Genomic DNA, 17,655 nt, shown 5'->3' with positions numbered 1-17,655 from the left:
AATGTTTTTCAAACACGCTCTAGAGCATTTGCATAATCTTTTGTCTTACAGAAAACATTCATATATCCCACCACAATTTCAAAGTGCGTCACAGTTAAATCTAATAATGCCCTCGATAAAAAGGGAAGTGCTCCCTCCGGATCATTGCAAGAGGATGCAAGCACCATTCCAATCGAAGAGTGGTTCAGCCGACATGGATTGTTCTCTTTCAATAATGCAATTCCTTTGTCATATTCCCCAAGCGCAAAATGGATTTCAGCCATTTCCCTGCGAACAGAAACATCACTTATCTCCGGATCTTTGTTTTGTCCGATCAGTATACATGCACGTTCACAAAGGGAAAGCGCCTTCTTTGAATAAGCAGCATTCTTTTGCGTCAGTCCTCTTAAACGGTAGATTCTGGCACTGTAATAAACAACATCAAAACAATTCGGATAACACTGTAATGCCTTTTCAACATCAGAAAAAACATCCTCAGTATCTCTGTCGTGAGAATACTGCTTCAGCCTTGTAATTACAGTTTCTCTGTTATTGTTTCTAAACTGGTATCCGATAAGCGCATCGATAGACACCTCAAACAGATCTGCCATCTCCGCAATCAGGTTTAATTCCGGCGTCGCCACACCCCGTTCCCATTTTGAGACAGATGCAAAGGTAACGCCTAAAGCTTCCGCTAACTGCTCCTGTGTCATAGCGTGTTCTTTTCGCAACTTGCTTATATTTGCAGAAAGTGATAATTTCATCTTTGGTACCTCCCTTTTTCTTTATATCTATATTTTACTGCAAATTTGCAAATAAGGAAGGTATCAAGAGTACAATTAGTTTAGTTTTTTTTGGACTGTTAGTTTAGCATTTGCATAGTCAGCTTATCATAATTATTTATGCGAAAATGAATTATTGGGGGATATTTTTGTTTTCTATGCGTCTAATAGATGTAAAGAAAAAGCTGGCCGGCATGAAAAAGAGGTGGTATTTAAATGACAAAAGAACAACTGGGAAATCTGGTCCTGGATTCGGAAAGACAATTATACTCAACTGCAAAAACAATCTTATTCAGTGACCAGGACTGTGCAGATGCTATCCAGGAGACAATTGTAAAAGCTTTTTCCAAAATAGACACATTAAAAAACGATAAATATGCCCGTACCTGGTTGATCCGAATTTTGATCAACGAATGTTACAACCTCGTACGTAAGTCCAGTAAGTTTATTTCGTTTGAAGATCTGGAGGACAGACTGGAAATGGAATCAGAAAAGTCAAAGGATTACAGCGAATTGTATGCCGCTGTAAATTCCTTAAAAGAGGAGCTGCGTTTGCCCGTTATTTTGTATTACATAGAAGATTTCAGCGTAAGAGAAATCGCCCAGATCCTTGAAATATCGGAAGGTGCTGTTCAGAAGAGACTTGCAAGGGCAAGGGGAAAATTAAGGCAGGAATTGCAGGAGGTGCTGGTATGAGATTAGAAGATATGAAAAGCGATATTCCCGAAACACCGGATTTTATCCATAAAATGATTCAAAATGAGGTTGCAAAGCAGATACAGGATACAAAGGTGATGAATCTTCAAAGAAGAAAAACATGGACGATTCCCAAAATCGCAGCTGTAGCAGCTGCTTGTACGCTGGCAGTTTCCACAGCAGCATATGCAGGTGTAAATCTGTATCACTGGTTTCTGGAGAAGCAGGGCGCTTATGGTGTAGCGGTTAAAATTGATGCCGATAGCATGGCAAAGGAAACCATGCTTCCAGATGAGGTTCCAAAGGTAAATCTGTTTGCCAGATACATTCCAAAAGGCATGAGCTGGAATGACGAGTATCATCTTCAGTATCCGGAACATGAACAGACCGGCGGGTTTAGCTTTGCATCTGTTCTGTTGGATAAAAATGATCTGGGACAGGTTGTGCAGGATCAGAATGTTATTGATAGCGAGGAGCGTACATTTGGAGAATATCAGGGAGTATACCTAAAGTATAATAGCATCGCCAAAAGTGGAACTTTTAACCAGAGAATTTACCTTGTCTGCCCGGATTTATACCGTGTGATTATGATCTACATAGGAGATGACGTATCAAAAGAGGATGCCATAAAGGTGGCTGAGAATCTGGTGATTACGGGAAACACAACTATGGTAAAAACTGCCGGGATGCCTACCTGGAGTGAAGACATGATAGCTGAAAAGATAGAAAATGATGATGATGAAATAATCACTTCTGTAAATGAGAAGGAGCTGCCTGTTTACCAGATCGGTGACACCTTTGATCTGAATGCGACTGGGGAAGACACAAATGGTGAGTATCTGACGAAAACCATTTCTGCAAAGGTGGATTCCATCCAGATCGCAGATGACCTTCAGCTTCTTGAGCCTGACAAAATACCGGAGGAATGGACAGAAGCAATTGGGGCTGATGGAAAACTGTCTGCAAATACATTGAATTATGTAAAATCTGGTGATGGAATCAATTCCCTGGATGAGATTGTGAAGTCAGAAGCTGTGAACCAGAAACTGGTTTATGCCACAGTGACCTATACAAACAATTCAGATGAGGAAATCGACCATATGCTTTATCTTGGTGCTTTGCTAACCATGACAAAGGAAAATGGAAGAGTACAGATTTACGTTCCAACGGAACAGTCCGGCGATGGCTATGACCGCATCACCTGGGATGGCATGGCAAAGACCGGAGAAATGGTTTATTATAATGTCTCTGAAAATTATGGCAATGGCGGAAACTACATTTCCTCTATAAAGCCAGATGAAAGCGTGCAGCTGAACATGGCCTGGATCGTAAATGAAAATGACCTGGAAAATCTGTATCTTAATGTAACCGGTGATGGAGCCTCGTATGAGTTTTCTGAAAATATACTAAAAAATGGACTTGTAGATATTCGCAAATAATAGTTTAAATATGTAAAAAACGAAGCAAATTAACCATTTCCGGCAGTCAACAGCTGTCGTGTTAAAAGTCCCGGAATGCCAGTAATGTGGATTCCGGGACTTTTGGATAAAAACTAAAAAATGGTTGTCTCACGTTTAATTAGAGTGGGTAGTACTGTTTTGTGAATGGGGGTCTCCATAATAGCTGGGCGACGCTTTTTACGGTTTTTCATCTGCATGACGAGGATATCCATGGCTTCTTTAGTAAGAACATCGATTTGCTGATGTATCGTGCTGAATGGTATAAGGTATTCTGACGCAATCGGTGAATCGTCAAAACCAACAACCTGATAGGTTGGAGGTAATTCTCCGTATTTCTTTAGAACCAAATTTAAAAAAATAGATGCCAAAGGATCCTGACGCAGGACTTTCACTTATTCGAATCTATGATCAACTGAAAAATTATATTGGAAAAGAACTTTACTTTGTGATAGAAAACGGAAATGAAACAGGCTTTTCTTTTATCAATGTGGATGATTTCAGGACTTCTATGACGGAAAAAGAAGTGATTGCTCTTCAGAATGAAACAATGGCTGCGCTTATAACAATGGAGGATCCGTATAAGGAATACATTGTTTCCAGCTATAAAGAAGAGGAAATCATACCTTTCGGAAGAACGATTTGTTTTGATCTTAACGGTGGGGAGGGAATATGCCCTGCTCCGATACGAAGTTATGATGCCAAAGCAATCAGGCTACCGGATGGGACAAGTATGAATCGAGCAAATCATATATTGCTGGGCTGGGCAGAAACACGAAATACCAATGTAATTGATCCTGCCACCAATGAAGATGCTTACGCACAAATAATTTATATGCCAGGTAGTTCATATCCGATTCAGGATAAAGATGTTACATTGTATGCAGTTTAGGCACAAAACAGTGGAACGCTGATGGAAGATATTACGATTGCGGTAAGAAATGCTGGCAAGGTACCCTCAGAACCCGCCATTTAAATAGCGTTTTTCGAAATCAGAAATGAAATCGAGAAACGCTTCTTATTTCCGCAATTTTGCTTCGTCCTGTAAATTTCAGTGTACCTATTCTTTTGGGTCAGATCATATCGTAAAGGAAAATTATTGGATTAAACATAATTTTACTGGCTGTAATGATAGTGACAATGAAATTCTTTTACTATATTCTGATAATGTAAAGATTGCATAATATTGATTGTGGAAAGGGGGCAGCAGAATGAAGAAAAGGATATTGACTGTGGTGATTGCAATCGCAATACTGGCAGGAATTGCGGTACCGGTAAGGGCAGAAGAAACTGTTCCGGAAGAAGCCGTGGAGTGCCTGACAGAGATGCCTTATGAAGCATTACCGGAAGAAGAGTTTGAGTTTGATGAAGCAAGCAGAACGATTACTGCGTATATCGGAACATCTGTGGATGTTATTATACCGCGTACGATTGGTGGTGTGCCGGTAGAAAATATTTCTTATAATGCTTTTGAATGTGCAAGAGATTATGTGCATTCGGATATGGCAACCAATCAGAAAGAAGGCGAGTGGCTGCCAATGCGCTGTCTGATTCTGCCGGAGACATTGAAGTCTATAGAGGACAGTGCTTTTACCCACTGCCATGATCTGGAAACTGTGATTTGTTATGCACCTCTGGAAAATACGAATAAAGGTTTATTTGAGGAATGTAAGGGATTGAAAACAGTGATTTTTGTGAATGGGGTTGGAGAGATGGATAATTACCTGTTTAATTACTGTAAGAATTTGAAGACCGTATGGTGGAAGGGAAAGGTAAACAGAATCGGGGTACAGTGTTTTGGAGCTACAGGTTTGGAGCAGTTCTGTGTGAATGCGAAGAATATTGACAGTTGTGCATTTATCGGATGTGAAGATTTGAAGGAAATACACATTCGCAGCGGAGTTGAGAATCTTAATATGACAGCATTTGCAATGCTGACAGGAATCGAAACAATTTGTCTGGAAGGGATTGATCCAGATGTAATGGAAGCAGACTGGGTGAACTTACAGAACAGCACAGTTACTATCATGGTGCCAGAGGATACTACTGATGAACAGCTGCAGCTTGTGACTCAGAAGTTTGCCAGTGCATATATAATTGTAAATAAATCCCAGGTACAGAAGGACAGCTGCCAGCTGTCGGATGATCCAATGCCGGATATTGATGGCATAGTTGGTGAATATGGTATTTAACCGAATCAAGTAGCGAAGCGGACCTGGAATGTCCGCTTGACAGGAAAATCTGATTAACCGTCAAGGTACATTGATATTGTATGCATGAAAAGATCCCAGTAAAGTGGAGGCGTTTTAGCCATTCGCTTTGCAAAGGGATCTTTTTCTGATTTGCATACTCAAATGTCTGCAAAAACAGGTTATTTTGATCCGAAGAATATAGAATAGTTAAGCTATATATGATAATATAAAGACATCATACACATAGGAGCTTCGATAATTTGAACACAGGTCACGAAGCGACTGCGTTCATGAGCAAGTAGCAAAGCGGACCTGGAATGTCCGCTTTACTTTATCAGAAAGGAAAACAAATGAGAAAAGCAATCGTATATGCATCTGTGCATCATGGAAATACAGAAAAATTAGTAAAGCGCATAGCAGACGAGTGTCAGTTCAGTTTAATTGATGCTGTAAAGTAGCCAAATGCAGATCTGAGCAGCTATGATATGATTGGTTTTGCATCGGGAATCTATTTTTCGAAATTTCATCAATCATTATTGGGATTTGCGGAGAAAAACTTACCAGACAACAAAAAGGTATTTCTGATTTGTACTTATGGTGGAAATGCGAACTATAAATCCATAGAGCAGATTTTGAGTAAGAAGCATTCTAAGGTGATCGGAAAATTCGGATGCAAGGGTTATGACACATTTGGTCCATTTAAACTGGTTGGTGGAATTGCAAAAGGGCATCCAGATGATGAAGATATTAAAAATGCAGTTGAGTTTGTAAGAGGATGCCAGATAAAACATTGTTGATGGTATCTCCTTATTTTGGAAATAGAAATATTGTGATTGGCGAGGGAAAATGCGGATAAATCAATCTGTTAAAAGGAGAGCGAAAATGATGATCAGAGACGCAAAAGAAAAAGACATTCCGAGAATTCTAGAGTTATTAAAACAGGTGCTGCAAATTCATGCAGATATAAGACCTGATATTTTTATTCCGGGTACAACAAAATATACCATAGACGAATTGAGAGAGATTTTGAAGAATAAAGAAACACCAATATATGTTGCAGTAAATGAGGCTGATGTTTGCGTAGGGTATGCATTTTGTCAATTACGGGAGCAGCCTTTTTCAAACAATATGGTTCCATTTAAATCTCTTTTTATTGATGATCTGTGTATTGATCAGGAAGCACGAGGGCAGCATATTGGTGAAAGCCTGTTTGAATATGTAAAAAACGAAGCAAAGCAACTGGGCTGCTATGAAGTGACATTGAATGTATGGACAGGAAATACTTCAGCAGAAAAGTTTTATGAGAAAATGGGAATGCGAACAAAAGAAAGACAAATGGAATACATATTATAAAAAAACAATGTGGTTTGGATATCAGATGGAGGTACCTATGACTGAAAGAGAAAAAATGCTGGCAGGAGAACTGTACGATTGTGGAGATGCGGAACTGCTGACACAATGGCATAAGGCAAAAGATCTGGTAAGAGATTATAATCAGATGAATTCTGCGGATGCAGATGAAAAAGAACGAATTCTGAATGAACTTCTTGGCGGAAAAGGCAAAAACTTATGGATAACGGCTCCTTTTTACGTTGACTATGGTAATAATATCTACTTCGGAAATAACTGTGAAGTAAATATGAATTGTACCTTTCTTGATGACAATATAATTCGTATCGGTGATAATGCCTTAATTGCACCGAATGTACAGATTTATACGGCATTTCATCCGACAAATGCCATAGATCGCTTCGGGATACCTAAAGAAGACGGATCATTTGAATTTTGTAAAACACAAACAGCACCAGTTATCATTGGAAATAATGTATGGATTGGTGGCGGAGCTATTATTTTACCGGGCGTTACCATCGGGAATAATGTTGTGATTGGAGCCGGCAGTGTTGTAACAAAAAATATTCCCGACAATGTGATTGCTGTAGGCAGTCCTTGCAGAGTGGTCTGTAGGAATCAGTAACAAACATGTTTTATCCAGATAAATATATAAGTGGGAGATATTATGCCTGAAATACAGAAGAAAATTGAATTACTACAGAAAATTGCACATCGATTTAATGAGGCAAATATAGAGTGGGCTTTAGGCGCATCTATGCTGCTGTACTTTAAAGGGATTATTTCAGAATTTCATGATATTGATTTAATGATCTCTGTTCATGATGCTGAACAGGTCCGGACGATTTTATCAGAAATGGGAGAACTTCACGCACCGATTTGATTTCCGGTATTATTGCAGTTATATCGGTATTGGTAGGAACTTATATGACGTCAAGTGGAATCAAAAACTGTAAATAAAAGATTTTAGGGTTAGGAGGGATTAATAGAACTATGAGCAAAAGATTGCTGGTAGAGCAGAAGCATACAAAAGCGGGAATAGAGTTTATCAAAGAAGGTCTGGAAGAGTTTGGCATAGAGAAAAAGCAGACCATAAAGACAATGCTTTTAGTAGAGGAAGTATTGGTGAAATTAAGGGAGCATGCCAAAGACCCTGATGAAAATATCTGCATTATTTTGAATAAAAGGTTTGGCAGGGTATATGTGAATCTGTCACTCCGTGGTGAGAAATTCCAGTTTATTTATGGTCATACCATAGAAGAAGTACTGGACCAGGAAAATGATGATCTTCAGAGCGCACAGGAAAAAGAAGAAAAAATAATCCGGGATGTCCTTCTCAAGGCGAATGAAGAAAGACTGCGCTATAAAAACAAGAACAACATGAACCTGGTAGAAATTACAGTACAGAAAAATCCCCATGCCATGGTATTACATACAATGCTGGCTTTAATAGCTGCAATCGTAATAGGTGTATTGATGAAAGTGTTTGTACCTTCAGGCGTGAACGAAGCACTGAACAATACTATTTTTACATCTATCAGCACAATGTTCCTGAATGCTTTGAAGATGATTGTAGGCCCGGTAGTATTTTTCTCCATAGCATGCTGCATTTCCCAATTTGGAGATCTGAAAGAAGCCGGACGTATTGGTGGAAAAATCATGGGCTTTTACCTGCTTACCACGGTTCTGGCAATTCTTACGGCAACAGGTGTGTTTGAATTATTGAAGCCAGGTAATCCAGAGCTTGCGGCAAAACTGGCTGGAGATGCAGCTGCGGTGTCGGTTTCGGATGTAAGTATTTCAATCAAGGATACAATTGTAGGAATCATTCCGGCAAACTTTGTAAAACCGTTTTTAGATTCCAACATGATGCAGCTCATCTTTTTGGCAGTTCTGATTGGAATTGCATTAGAGAAGATCGGGGAGCATTCCAGGTTATTAAAGGATATATTCGAAGCATGCAATGACCTGTTCCTGAAGATTACAGTGATGCTGGTACGCTTCATACCTGTTGCAACCTTTTGCTCCATTGTATCGGTTGTATTAAAGACAGGACCGGATGTGCTGTTGTCCATGCTGGCCATGCTGGGAACTTTTGCAGTAGGAATCGTGGCGATGATCATTGTATATTGTATATTACTTGGAGTAATCGGCCGTTTGAATCCGATTCCCTTTTTGAAAAAATACAATCCCACAATGCTTCAGGTGTTCGGCATGGCTTCCAGTAATGCGGCGATCATTGTGAACATGGATGCCTGCGAGAATAAACTTGGTATATCAAAGAAAATCTATTCCCTGTCTATTCCCCTGGGGGCAACGGTAAATATGGACGGAACCTGTATATATCTGGTGATATTTGGCATGGCACTGGCAAGAGTTTTCGGTGTTGATATCAACGGTGGAATGATGCTGTCTATGTTTTTCTCCGTGTTTGTTCTTTCTGTAGGTGCGCCAGGAGTTCCAGGAGCGGGGCTTGTATGCCTGTCTGTACTTCTGACACAGTTGAATGTTCCGCTTGCAGGAATCGGACTGGTCATGGGACTGGACTCCCTGCTTGGAATGATGCGTGCAATGAGCAACAGCCTGGGCGATGTGACAGCATCCCTAATTGTTGCAAAATCAGAAAAGAAGCTTGATATGGAAAAATATATGAGTTAGATTGAAAAAACTATAAAAAATAGGTATTAAGCTTTCGTATAGAAGCTACATGCCAATCCATGGTTTATGTCAGGTACATGCACTTGCTTATAATATATTTAATTAGTTTAGATGATTGGCGTTATCTGCAAATATGAGAAAACAACGTATAGAATTTCTCCAATTTTTAAATTTTCGACGACGGTCAGGACGGTGATTTATACTACAAATACCATTGAATCCCTGAATTCTACCTACCGGAAACTGAATCGCCAGAGAAGCGTATTTCCAAGCGATACAGCTCTATTAAAGGCACTGTATCTTGCCACATTTGAAGTTACCAAGAGATGGACCAGTACGATCCGGAACTGGGCACAGGTGTATGGTGAACTGAGTATTATGTACGAAGGGCGCCTTCCAGAGTAACGAATAAACAGGCGAATAAGACGGGCGGAAAACCGTCTGCTCTCACAAAGTTCTTCCTCAGCTTAGCATCCCATTTCCTTCGTATGCCACGCCCCCACGCAGTGAATAGCCCCTCACGTCCCCTTTTCCGACGCGGAGACGTAAAGTGGTGTCATGAGCAGGAGTTAAGGTGTAGGTGACATTCTTCCCCTCCCATTTAAGATCCACGCGGATGTTTCCGCGGGCAATGAACCCCGTGGCTTCCCCATTTCTCCAGGAGGGTGGGAGCGCAGGGAGAAGGACAAGCTCTTCTCCCTGGCTTTGAACCAGGATCTCGGCAACCGCAGCACTGTAACCTAAATTCCCATCAATCTGGAACGGTGGGTGGGCACAAAATAAATTGGGATAGATGCCACCTCTTCGTATTCCCATTTCTTCCATTGGATCTACTACATAAAACAGGTTTTTCATAATTTTCTCCACATGAGCGCCATCTTCCATACGGGCCCACATCAGAACTTTCCAAGCCAGACTCCATCCGGTTCCCTCATCCCCCCGAAGTTCAAGACTCTTTCTCACTGCTTTATATAATTCCGGTGTTTGTGGAGTAATGCCGCAGCCAGGATGAAGCTCATAAAGATGAGAAACATGGCGATGATGCACATCCTGCTCTGGAAATTCCTGGTTCCATTCCAGAATCTGTCCCTTGCTTCCAATAGCAGTAGGTACCATGCGCTCCAGCGCTTCCAGTACATCACACATTATCTGATTCTGCAAGCCAAGCACTTCACAGCCCTTTACATAATCCCGAAACAGATTTCTTGCAATGGCCATGGTATTTTCACTGTATTCTGCCACGGAACAATCCTCATAAAACAGATTTTCCGGTGAGGTAGCGGGACAGATGGCGAGTCCCTGATCTGTTTCCTGAAGCTGAGCCAGACAGAATCGCACATTTTCTTCCAGTATAGGCATAATTTCCTTCAAATACTCTTTATCTTCTGTAAATAAGTACTGGTCGAACAGATTTCGGCAGAGCCATGCCTCTCCAAAAGGCCAGAACGCCCACACCGCTTTTCCTGTTGCAGGAGAAGTTTTACCCCAGATATCCGTGTTGTGAAAACAGGCAGTTCCTTCACAGTTAAGCAGTTCTCTGGCGGTTTTCTGTCCATTTTTAACCAGCGCTTTGCAAAGATTTACCAGTGGTTCCTGCATTTTGGCAAGATTCAGAGGCCCTGTCATCCAGTAATTCATTTCGGTATTGATATTTACGGTGAAATCACTGAACCATGGTGGAATAATATCATTGCTCCAGATTCCCTGCAGATTGGCAGCCTGGGTCCCTGGTCTGGAAGATGAGATGAGCAAATATTTTCCGAAAGCAAACAGGATTGCATAAAGCTCCGGGTCAGATGCGCCCTCATGAAATGTTGCAAGACGCTCCCGCAGATCATACTGAGAAGTTTCAGCAGAAATCTTCGGCACATCATCCCACAGTCTCAATGAAGTTCTCCCATAAAAAGACCTGTATTCCTCTACGTGCTCGTTCAGCAGCTCTTCAAATGGTTTTGAAAGTTTTTCTAAATCGGCAGCCAGCATATGATGAATTTGGGCATCGGAATATTGCTCAGTATATGCTTTGTCAAATCCCCGGAAGCTGGTACGGATTGCCATACGGATTTCCACCCCAGTTACATGCTCCAATAGAATTCCGTCAGCAGATCCAGTGGCTCTTCCACCTTCTGCAGTTACGCACCCTTCTCCTATAAAGTGTACACCCTGAAGCTCTGGTTCGTCCGGGAAAAGAAACTCTTCCGGTTTATTTTTCTTAATAACTTTCAGTCCGCTTCTTCCCGGACAGATTCCGGTAAGCGTGAAATGATTTTCCTTATAATCTTTCTCACGGATAAAGGCTCCGTCACAGTGGACCAAAATAGAAAATGGCCGACTGCTATTAATCTGATACACAAGTCCCTGAGCCGGTGCGCTGATAAAGCAGGTACGTGTAAACTTAGCTCCATTTCTCACATAGCACTCAGACGCCACAGCCCGGTCTAAATCCAAATGTCTCTCATAATCTGTCACTGCTGTATCTGAATCTGGCGAAGCACCTGCAACTGTACCTCCATCAGCATCATAATTATCCTCCACAAAATCCAGAAGCAGATCCCCAAAGGGCAGATAAACCTGTACATCCTCAGCTTCTTCCAGCTTCTTTTCCATAACCAGTTTTGCTTCTTCATATTTCCCTGCCCTTGCAAGCTCCCTGGCCTGATTCACTACTTCAGGGGAAAGTCCGGTCTGTCCGCTGTAAGGGGAGCCTGACCATAAGGTGTCCTCATTTAACTGTAACACTTCATGATCCAAAGCTCCGTGAATAACCGCTCCCATTCGTCCATTTCCCAGTGGAAATCCCTCCAGCCAGCATTTTGCCGGATTTTTATAATACAATTCCATATATTTATTCCTTTCATTATGGTATATTGGTGTTATGATCTGTCTACTGATGATACTTCTTTCCATATTCCGATGGCGAAATTCCCATGCATTTCTTAAACAGCCTGCTGAAATAAAGCTGATCATCAATTCCTACCATGGAAGAAATCTCTTTCATGGACATGGTATTTTCCTTGATCAGGGTTGCGGCCTTGCGTATCCGCAGATTATTCAGATAATTGGTAATGCTTGTGCCAACCTCAGATTTAAAAATCCTGCACAGATAACTGGAGCTTAAATTTACGTTTGCAGAAATAGAAGACAGGGTCAGCCTGTACATGTAATTTTCCTCCATATACTCCAGGGTTTTCGCTACATCAGTTTTATAGTGTCCCTCATTAGAGGAAAATTCCCGGAACACACTTCGCGCTTCCTCGTAATTTTCCAACATTTCCTGATAGGGCATATCCGGTGCAAAGGACTGGTACATGGTAAAACGATTGTATAGCTTTTTTACCAGCTGTTCCACCTTAATTTCACTGTCGGACAGCTCCGTCTGGGAAAAAACAACCAGTGCGCTATAATCGTTCAGCACCAGAATATAGGGCTGAAGCACTCCCTGAACCGCATCCAGGATCATATCCCGCAGAAGACTCCCGGAGATGGAAAATGCGTCATTAGATAAATACTTCTCAAAGGTTACATAGCAGACGGCACAGGAAGCTTCCATAAATGCAAGTCTGGTTTTAGCATGCTGTCCCATAAAATCTGAAAGCTTTACATCCTTCTGGAAAAATTCCAGCAGCAGCTTTGATATATCCTCTTCCTGATCCTTTTTTTCGGTTTCCCAATTTCTGGGCACTTTGTCCTTTAATTTTTCTACCGTTTTATTCAGACAGGCAAGAAGGGTATCTGGCTGGATCTTAATTTTCAGCAGATAATCTGCCGCACCAAGCAGCAGTGCACTTCGCACAGAATCAAAATCCTCGTAATTGCTAAGTACCAGAATTTCTCCCGGACAATTCTTTTCCTTTAAAGTCCGAATCAGCTCAAGCCCGTCCATCCCAGGCATTTTCAGGTCTGTGATGATCACATCCGGATGATGCTGTTCGATCAAAGGCAATGCCTCAAGTCCATTTGATGCCGTTCCGCAAATAGAAAAGCCATGCTCCTCCCAGGGCAGGATGGAACGAAGCGCAATTTTTACAATAGGCTCATCATCCACAATCAGTATACTGTACATGTATCGTCCTTTCTGACCAGAGCGTGTTTGAAAAAGGCTCTAGTTGTGTATTTTATGAAAGCGTGTCCGCATAAAGCTCCGGCAGGGTCAGGGTACAAGTAGTTCCTTTTCCCGGCTGGCTGTTAATTTTCAGCCCGTATTTTCGTCCGAAATTCAGCTGGATCCGGTCATTTACATTGGCGACGCCAATCCTTTTCCGCTCCGGGTGAGGTGCCAGAGCGTCAACTGTCACCTCAAAGCCTTTGCCGTCATCAGACAGTTCGATCATTACATCCGCATTTTCCCGCCAGCAGGTAATCTGAATCTCCATCACCGTGCCATTATCTGACGAACCGTGCATCACCGAGTTTTCTGCCAGAGGCTGCAGAATCAGCTTTGGAACCAGGCAGGAGAGCAGCTCATCCTCCTCCACATGGAAAGAATATTCAAAGCTTCCTGCATACCGGATCCTAAGAATGGAAAAATAATTTTCCAGATTTTCCAGTTCCTCCTGAATCGTAATATATTCATTCTTATTGGTAAGGGTATTCTGTAAAAGACTGCTTAGCGCCTGGATTCCGTCGCTTACAATCTGATCCTTATGCATGGCAGCCACAAACCGAAGACTGTTCAGAGTATTGAAAAGGAAATGAGGATTCAGCTGATACTGAAGCATCTGCAGCTCCAGCTCTCTTTTTTTCTTTTCCTGAGTCTTCTGCTGATCCATCAGATGTTCAATGGTATCTGCCATATGATCCATGCTTCCGGAAAGCCGGGAGAGTTCATCCTTATGCTTGTCCTGAATACGCACAGATAATTTTCCTCCGGAAATCTCACGGCAGAATTCCAGCATTCTTTTAATAGGAGACATAATTCCCTGATATACCATGGCTACAATTCCGATGCACAGTAAAACCAGAAACACTACCACCACAAGAATCTGTTTCAGCATGGCATAAACTTCTGAATTGATATAGTGGTAAGGCATGGTATATACAAACAGCTGATTCAGATTTTTATTAAAAATATAGGTCACCAGCTGTTCCTCCCCATTCTCATGGATACTAAAGGAATCGGTTTTCTTTGGAAGCCTTTCCTGGATTTTTTTCAGAAGCTCATCATCCGTTTTCTCCCCCAGGGCTATACTTCGGCTCCAGGAAGAGAGCACCGTTCCATCCAGATTCATATACATAATATTGGAAGAATCTGACAGTCCCACAGGCTCCAGTACCGTCTTGGAAAAGATTTTTTCTTCAATAGAAATCAGAGTGTAGCCGATTACCCGGCTTTTGGAATACTGCTCGTAAATCCTTCTTCCAAGAACCAGAATATTTCTGTCACGGTAAGTATGTACATAAGCCCACACATCCTGGTCCTGCTCTTCAAGCTGCGACAGGATCCGGTCCACATCTTCCTGATAGAACCCGTCATAGCCCAGATCATAAAAAATATTTCCATCGGTATCATAGACAGTAATATTTTTTGCCTGGGCAGGATAGATGATTTTATTGCGGATCATGTTTTGAATCTCAAGCATCGCCTGATTCTTCTCCATATCTGTCATGTCTTTTTTTAGAAGACCTTTTTTAATCTCTTCACTAATACAGATGGAACCACACAGATACTGGTATTTCTCAATCTCACTTACCATATTCAGATTGATCATGGACAGGGTCTGGGAAATAGATGCAGAAAGCTTCTCCTGAAGTGCCGCGGAAAATATATGAAAAGAATAGCCGCTGATTCCTACCAATGGTATAATAGAAATCATCAGAAGGGCAATTACAAGTCTTGTTTTGATGCTGAATTTACGAAATCCCTGAAAATGATGTTTTTTTTCCATGGAGGTTCCTCCTGTTGCTGACCACTGACGGGTATCTGTCAAAATATTATTATTTTCATTTATTATACAGGAAAAAAACAGAATAATCTATGTAAAAGCAAAAGATGAAAAAATAATACATATATGCCGCAAGAAAATCCATATCAGATATTATTTACAAGAAAATGCTCCATAACGAGAATCGTTTTATTAATTTACGACAAAAGATTTTCGCAATATAATAGCATCATCAGGCAAACGTAATAAAACAGCCAACCAGAAGGAGGAAACACCATATGAAAAAAAGATTTGCAGCATCCGCAATGATTCTTGCCATGAGCGCAGCTACTGTACTTTCTCCGCTCACAACATTTGCGGAAGCAGAAGAACAGGAACTGAACATTGCCATTTTCCAGGGTGGATACGGAGATGCTTACTGGAATCAGATGGTAGAGCTTTTTGAAGCAAGCCATGAGGGCGTGAAGGTAAATATGACGATCAGCCCGACTATTGGTGATATTATTCGTCCACAGATCGTAGCCGGAAACGCGCCGGATTTTATTTGTCTCAACGATGGTGGTGAGGACGGCGTAATTCTTTCTTTGATTAAAGAACATGCACTTTTAAATCTGGACGATGTATTTGACGGAGAAAACTATGCTGGAACCGGTACTCTTCGCGATGACATTACAGACGGAATTCTTTCCAGTACAAAGTGTGCACCATACGGAGACGATGAAATTTATCTGGCACCATTTAACAGTGGTCCGCAGGGTCTGATCTACAACAAGACCTTTTTCGATGAGAACAATCTGGAAGTTCCAAAAACATGGGACGAGTTTTTCACACTTGGCGATACCTTAAAGGATATTGACGGACGTGCGCTTTTCACCTATCAGGGAATTTATCCGGGATACATGGAAGAAATGCTCTGGCCGGCAATTGCAAATGAGTGCGGTGAGGAAGCTCTTACCAAGATTGCCAATTATGAGGAAGGTTCCTTCAACAACGAAGGTGTGTTAAAGGCTCTTACCCATATCAAAGAAATTGCAGAGAAAGGTTATCTGTTAGAGGGTACTGTAGGTATGAACCATACAGAGTCCCAGACAGAGATGATGCTTGGAAAAGCTGCATTTATCACGAACGGAACCTGGATGGAAAATGAGATGCAGGATGCTCCAAGAGAAGAAGGCTTTGAGTTTGCAATGGCCCCGATCCCAACTGAGAACGCAGATGATGTGCATTATGTATTCGACAGCTGTGAGCAGTTCTCCATTCCGGCTGCTGCAAAGAATCCGGAGCTTGCAAAAGAATTCCTTCGTTTCCTGTACAGCGATGAATCCGTATCTGCATTTGCAGAGGCTTCCGGTGCCCTCTATGCTACCAAGAGTGCCCGTGAAGTAGCAAAAGATAAGCTGTCTACTGCAATCTATAATATGTACGGAATCTACGAAGAGGCAAATGCTTCTTCCCTGATCATGAGCTTTGCAGCAGTTCCGGCTGACTGCAAGATCAACCCGAAAGATGAGATCTTCAATCCGATCACTTCTGTTATGAACGATGAAATGACAGTAGAAGAGTGGGCACAGAACGTGGAAGCTGCTTTCGCACAGGTTCGTGCTGATATGGAAGCTGCCAACTAAACTTCATATGCCAGCCGGATAAAAACGGTAAAGCATGGAAAGGCTGCTGCACAGTGTATGCGGCAGCCTTTTGTAACCCTGAACAGATAGATTGCCAATCGGTGATGTCATCCACATTTTTCAATATTTAAATTTAAAGAGGTGAGCAAGCGTGGTAAAAAAGCCCAGATTATTTATAGCCCTGTGTACGCTTCCTGCATTGATCTTAACCATTGTTTTTATGATTGTCCCTATGGTAAATGCCATTTATCTGTCTTTTACCAGTTCCACTGCACTTAGCGTAGGCTTTAACAGCAAATTTGTATTTTTGGATAATTACAGGTATATGTTCCAGGATAAGGATTTTCTTCAGGCACTGTTTAATACTCTTAAGCTGATGCTGGTAATCCCGGCTGTGACCATATTTCTAAGTCTTGTATTTGCATTTATCCTTACTCAGGGACAGCTTAAGGAAAAGTCATTTTACCGGACCGTATTCTTTTTCCCAAGTATTGTTTCCATGACTGTAGTTGGTATTGTGTGGTCCTTTGTGTTTAATCCCACAAGAGGAATTCTGAATCATATGCTTGATCTGTTCCATCTCTCCACCTGGAAACACGCATGGCTTGGAGAGGGAAAAACGGCTCTCTGGTGTATCGGTGCAGCCTTGGTGTGGCAGGCCATTGGTTATTACATGGTCATGCATGTGGCTTCCATTGATGGGATTTCCCAGGAGGTTTATGAAGCTGCTTCCATTGACGGCGCAACAGGAGTGCAGAAGTTCTTTAAGATCACCATTCCGCTGCTACGCAGATCAATTGGAACGACCTATATACTTTCCCTGTCTGGTACTATCAACTTAAGTTTTACCCTGTCCAATGTTATGACAGGTGGTGGACCAAACGGCGCATCCAGTGTCCTGTTGCAGTATATGTACACCCAGGGTATGAGAAATGCCAACTTTGGATATGCCATGGCAATCGCCATGTTTACCCTTGGCCTTGCAATCGTCCTTGCAATGATTTCTAAAAAAATATCATCTGAAAAAGAATAGG

General features: G+C 41.7%; 17 protein-coding genes. 12 read left to right on the top strand and 5 right to left on the bottom strand.

Translation table 11 applies throughout. The annotated features are described in order from the left end of the window. Positions 1 to 8 precede the first annotated feature (8 nt). Positions 9 to 743, bottom strand: coding sequence for a helix-turn-helix domain-containing protein (locus tag AB5Z12_RS01060; RefSeq protein WP_368357259.1), 735 nt, complete (start codon positions 741 to 743; stop codon positions 9 to 11). Positions 744 to 977: 234 nt separating this feature from the next. Here AB5Z12_RS01060 and AB5Z12_RS01055 point away from each other — a divergent pair, with 234 nt between their 5' ends. Next, complete coding sequence (locus tag AB5Z12_RS01055) at positions 978 to 1,457, top strand: sigma-70 family RNA polymerase sigma factor (RefSeq protein WP_148462033.1); 480 nt, start codon at positions 978 to 980, stop codon at positions 1,455 to 1,457. Continuing rightward, entirely contained in the window at positions 1,454 to 2,896 is a 1,443-nt protein-coding gene (locus tag AB5Z12_RS01050; protein ID WP_173771423.1) for a hypothetical protein, read from the top strand. The genes AB5Z12_RS01055 and AB5Z12_RS01050 overlap by 4 nt, the downstream gene beginning before the upstream one ends. Positions 2,897 to 3,009: 113 nt before the next feature. Here AB5Z12_RS01050 and AB5Z12_RS01045 read toward each other — a convergent pair whose 3' ends face one another. Continuing rightward, a complete protein-coding gene (locus tag AB5Z12_RS01045) occupies positions 3,010 to 3,309 on the bottom strand; it encodes a substrate-binding domain-containing protein (protein WP_148462035.1) in 300 nt (99 codons plus the stop codon). On the opposite strand from AB5Z12_RS01045, the gene AB5Z12_RS01040 reads away from it, so the two are divergent. The 8 genes from AB5Z12_RS01040 to AB5Z12_RS01005 all read left to right on the top strand — a co-directional run bounded on the left by AB5Z12_RS01040 (position 3,279) and on the right by AB5Z12_RS01005 (position 9,519). Then, entirely contained in the window at positions 3,279 to 3,806 is a 528-nt protein-coding gene (locus AB5Z12_RS01040; RefSeq protein WP_368357268.1) for a hypothetical protein, read from the top strand. The two genes, AB5Z12_RS01045 and AB5Z12_RS01040, sit on opposite strands and share 31 nt — an antisense overlap. 319 nt (positions 3,807 to 4,125) lie before the next feature. Continuing rightward, positions 4,126 to 5,106, top strand: a complete 981-nt coding sequence (locus AB5Z12_RS01035; protein WP_118578089.1) for a leucine-rich repeat domain-containing protein — start codon at positions 4,126 to 4,128, stop codon at positions 5,104 to 5,106. Between the two features lie 485 nt (positions 5,107 to 5,591). Further along, the gene (locus AB5Z12_RS01030; RefSeq protein ID WP_330602357.1) at positions 5,592 to 5,903 is read left to right on the top strand and encodes a hypothetical protein; all 312 of its coding nucleotides are present in this window, start codon (positions 5,592 to 5,594) and stop codon (positions 5,901 to 5,903) included. An 85-nt stretch (positions 5,904 to 5,988) separates the two neighbouring features. After that, positions 5,989 to 6,459 (top strand): GNAT family N-acetyltransferase, encoded by a 471-nt coding sequence (locus tag AB5Z12_RS01025; RefSeq protein WP_148462037.1) that lies wholly within the window; start codon positions 5,989 to 5,991, stop codon positions 6,457 to 6,459. Positions 6,460 to 6,496: 37 nt separating this feature from the next. Then, positions 6,497 to 7,081: a sugar O-acetyltransferase gene (locus AB5Z12_RS01020; protein ID WP_148462038.1), complete on the top strand. Its 585-nt coding sequence runs from the start codon at positions 6,497 to 6,499 to the stop codon at positions 7,079 to 7,081. A gap of 30 nt (positions 7,082 to 7,111) precedes the next feature. After that, positions 7,112 to 7,339, top strand: a complete 228-nt coding sequence (locus AB5Z12_RS01015) for a hypothetical protein (protein ID WP_368368531.1) — start codon at positions 7,112 to 7,114, stop codon at positions 7,337 to 7,339. A 110-nt stretch (positions 7,340 to 7,449) separates the two neighbouring features. Next, complete coding sequence (locus AB5Z12_RS01010; protein WP_173735593.1) at positions 7,450 to 9,114, top strand: dicarboxylate/amino acid:cation symporter; 1,665 nt, start codon at positions 7,450 to 7,452, stop codon at positions 9,112 to 9,114. Positions 9,115 to 9,228: 114 nt separating this feature from the next. After that, positions 9,229 to 9,519, top strand: coding sequence for a transposase (locus AB5Z12_RS01005; RefSeq protein WP_334285148.1), 291 nt, complete (start codon positions 9,229 to 9,231; stop codon positions 9,517 to 9,519). A 57-nt stretch (positions 9,520 to 9,576) separates the two neighbouring features. On the opposite strand, the gene AB5Z12_RS01000 is transcribed toward AB5Z12_RS01005, so the two are convergent. The 3 genes from AB5Z12_RS01000 to AB5Z12_RS00990 are packed head-to-tail and all read right to left on the bottom strand — an operon-like array spanning position 9,577 to position 14,999. Further along, on the bottom strand, positions 9,577 to 11,955 hold the full coding sequence (locus AB5Z12_RS01000; RefSeq protein ID WP_173735594.1) for a glycoside hydrolase N-terminal domain-containing protein: 2,379 nt from the start codon (positions 11,953 to 11,955) through the stop codon (positions 9,577 to 9,579). Between the two features lie 43 nt (positions 11,956 to 11,998). Further along, the gene (locus AB5Z12_RS00995) at positions 11,999 to 13,177 is read right to left on the bottom strand and encodes a response regulator (protein ID WP_173735595.1); all 1,179 of its coding nucleotides are present in this window, start codon (positions 13,175 to 13,177) and stop codon (positions 11,999 to 12,001) included. 52 nt (positions 13,178 to 13,229) lie between these two features. Then, positions 13,230 to 14,999: a sensor histidine kinase gene (locus AB5Z12_RS00990; RefSeq protein ID WP_173735596.1), complete on the bottom strand. Its 1,770-nt coding sequence runs from the start codon at positions 14,997 to 14,999 to the stop codon at positions 13,230 to 13,232. A 275-nt stretch (positions 15,000 to 15,274) separates the two neighbouring features. Between AB5Z12_RS00990 and AB5Z12_RS00985 the strand changes: the two genes are divergently transcribed. Together AB5Z12_RS00985 and AB5Z12_RS00980 are read left to right on the top strand one after the other, a co-directional pair. Further along, complete coding sequence (locus AB5Z12_RS00985) at positions 15,275 to 16,621, top strand: carbohydrate ABC transporter substrate-binding protein (protein WP_118578097.1); 1,347 nt, start codon at positions 15,275 to 15,277, stop codon at positions 16,619 to 16,621. Positions 16,622 to 16,772: 151 nt separating this feature from the next. Next, positions 16,773 to 17,654 carry a carbohydrate ABC transporter permease gene (locus AB5Z12_RS00980; protein ID WP_148462043.1) on the top strand — a complete coding sequence of 294 codons (882 nt, stop codon included), beginning with the start codon at positions 16,773 to 16,775 and terminating at the stop codon, positions 17,652 to 17,654. The last annotated feature ends 1 nt before the right edge of the window (position 17,655 follow it).

The organism is Ruminococcus sp. RTP21358st1_G6_RTP21358_211008 (genome assembly GCF_040908885.1).
Taxonomy (GTDB): domain Bacteria; phylum Bacillota; class Clostridia; order Lachnospirales; family Lachnospiraceae; genus Blautia_A; species Blautia_A faecis.
Note: the sequence above shows the minus strand (reverse complement) of the source record. Positions and strands in the feature narration are given on the sequence as shown.